This is a genomic window from Dysgonomonas sp. Shenzhen-Wh21, from assembly GCF_043392705.1.
GTDB lineage: Bacteria > Bacteroidota > Bacteroidia > Bacteroidales > Dysgonomonadaceae > Dysgonomonas.
On the sequence record NZ_JAIXHZ010000206.1, the window covers coordinates 1 to 2,677 of the forward strand.

The 2,677-nt window shown below is 32.1% G+C and carries 3 protein-coding genes; 2 read left to right on the forward strand and 1 reads right to left on the reverse strand.

From position 1 onward, the window contains the following. A partial coding sequence (locus LDB17_RS13900) for a response regulator (protein WP_393925096.1) occupies positions 1-256 on the forward strand: 256 nt, incomplete at its 5' end. A gap of 16 nt (positions 257-272) precedes the next feature. Further along, positions 273-1,328, forward strand: a complete 1,056-nt coding sequence (locus LDB17_RS13905; protein ID WP_252639034.1) for an endonuclease/exonuclease/phosphatase family protein — start codon at positions 273-275, stop codon at positions 1,326-1,328. On the opposite strand, the gene LDB17_RS13910 is transcribed toward LDB17_RS13905, so the two are convergent. Continuing rightward, positions 1,322-2,455 (reverse strand): hybrid sensor histidine kinase/response regulator, encoded by a 1,134-nt coding sequence (locus LDB17_RS13910; RefSeq protein ID WP_252639035.1) that lies wholly within the window; start codon positions 2,453-2,455, stop codon positions 1,322-1,324. The genes LDB17_RS13905 and LDB17_RS13910 overlap by 7 nt on opposite strands. Positions 2,456-2,677: the final 222 nt, after the last annotated feature.

Here is a 2,677-nt window from a genome sequence, read left to right on the forward strand (position 1 = left end):
AATGGAGGCTGTAAGAATGTTTGAAGAGTATAATCCTAATATAATATTAATGGACTTAAATATGCCTACGCTTGATGGATTTGAAGCAACGAAAATCATCCGTCAAGTATCTCCGGACGTTATCATTATTGCGATCAGTGCTAAGGCTTATGAAAAAGACATAAAGAAAGCAATTGATTCTGGTTGCAATGAATTCCTAGCCAAACCAATCTGTAAAGATAAATTAATAGAAACTATTCATAAATATATCATTTAAAAAAAATCTGAATTTAATGGGAAAAGTTGCTGCAATAAAATTAGTAAACTTTTATATTGTTATTTTTAGTCTACTCATTGCAGGCACTACAATTGTAGGTGTCCTCTCCCCATTCTTTGACCCTAGAGATTATAGTATTATTCCTTTTATAGGACTAATATTACCGATAATTTTAATTCTCAACATCTTAAGTTGTATATATTTACTTGTTACTAAAAGATTTATTGTTGCATCTATTATTGCCATTACATTTTGTATAGGCTTTCTAGGAGCGGGCTACAAACTACCCAAATCGTCCAAAACAATAGATTCTGCAGAAAAAAACATACGGGTAATGACCTTTAATATAAGTCAAAACAATGCTGGCAATAATAACTATGATGATTTGCAAGCAATAGTCGAGTTTGCAAAAACAGAAAATGTAGATATTTTTTGTATTCAAGAATACCCGGACAACAATGAGGTTGGAGACTCATTGAGAAAATGCCTCAGCTTCCTACCATATTATACTTTTCCCGAAAATGTAAAAGGTTATTTAAAAGTGGCAATATTCTCTCGTTATCCAATACAAAATATAAAGCAAATGCTGTTCAAAAACAGCTACAATAGCGCTATTGTAACAGACCTGTTAATTGAAAACAAAACCATACGGCTTATTTGTGCTCATTTGCAAACGACAAACTTCAATCAAAAAAGAATAGGCTCGATATGGAACACTCCAAACTCACTTTATAAAACGATTAGCAAAATGAATGTAAATCAAAGAATACGGGCATCTCAGGCTGATCTTATACGGGAGGAAATTCGTTTGAGTACAACACCAGTTATATTTTGTGGAGATATGAATGATACACCAACCTCTTATACGTACAAAACGATAAAAAAAGATCTACAGGATGGATTTGAGGAATGTGGTAATGGTATTGGGCATACTTACAAAGGATTATTCAGTGTCCTACGAATTGATTATATCTTATATTCAAAAGAAATTTCAGGAATAAAGTATGAATCACCTAAAAAAGTATATAGTGACCATAATCCTGTTATCATGGATTTAGTATTAAACTATTGATTAGTTATTTCTTTGGGAAGAGAAAAGAAAAATGTAGACCCCACTCCCTCTTTAGATTCAAACCATAATCTTCCATTATTTTTTTGGACAAATTCCAATGTCAACAACAGTCCCAAACCGGAACCTTCTTCTTGAGCTGTTCCATAGCTTGTATAATGAGTGCCGATATTGAGTAGTTTTTGCTGATTTGCCTCACTTATACCACATCCGTTATCAGAGACAGAGACAATATACTCTTCATCAGACTCTTTTATTTCTACTTTAATCAATCCTCCTTCATAACTAAACTTAATGGCATTGCTGATTAAGTTGCGCATACAACTTTTCAACATATCTATATCTGAAAAAACATTAGCGGATTCAATATCTGTATGAAATTCTACTTTGATATTCTTAATACTGGCAACACTCATAAAAACATCTGTAGTCCCTTTTACAATAGGCACAAGATCTACGGTTTGAGGAATAGCTAATTGCTTACCAATCTGCAGCTTGGTCCATTTCAGTAAATTATCGAGCAAGGAAAATATATCTTCTGTTGTTTTATTAGCAAGTTTCAGTAGCTCATATATAGACGGGTCTACTTTATCTTTGTCAACATCATGCATTATTGAATTCATTATCATCATCATCGATGCCATTGGTGAACGTAGATCATGTGCTATTACCGAATACATTTTGTCCCTATCTAAAATTGTCTTCTTAAGCACATGGGTTCGTTTTACAATAATACGTTTAGCAGCAAGTAATGAGAGTTGATGAACTATACGAGCCATTAATTCCTCCTTATTAAAAGGCTTTGTTATATAATCACTTCCTCCTAATCTAAACCCTTTGACAATACTGTCAACATCATTCATCGCCGTTAAAAATATGACAGGAATCTCTCTATATAATGAATATTTTTTAAACTCTCTTATCACTTCAAAACCATCCATATTAGGCATATTGATATCCAAAAGAATAAGATCGGGCACATCCTTCCTAATTATTTCAATAGCAGCTTGCCCGTCATTTGCTGTAACAACGTTGAATCCTTCCTTATCCAATAACACTTGAAGAAGTAATACATTTGTCATTACATCATCTACCACTAATATTGTATAATCGGAATGATTTATTTTCATTTTAAATAATTAGGAGTTAGTTTTAATAAAAAAATTATTGGATATTAGGTAAAACAAACAAGTGCCTATGAAGTTCACGAAACAGCGCATTTTTAAAAGAAAAAGTACATATACACACAGTATAGAGAGGGAAAGCATCAAATGCTAAATTATTTAAAAGAGTCATAATGTGTTAATTTTTTCTATTAATGAACTTGAGAGTATTTATTTTTGTTATAGCTA

What these genes read in the sequence shown, in the direction of transcription:
- LDB17_RS13905 (WP_252639034.1), top strand. Translation starts at nt 273, where the DNA reads ATGGGAAAAGTTGCTGCAATAAAATTAGTAAACTTTTATATTGTTATT.
- LDB17_RS13910 (WP_252639035.1), bottom strand. Translation starts at nt 2,455, where the DNA reads ATGAAAATAAATCATTCCGATTATACAATATTAGTGGTAGATGATGTA.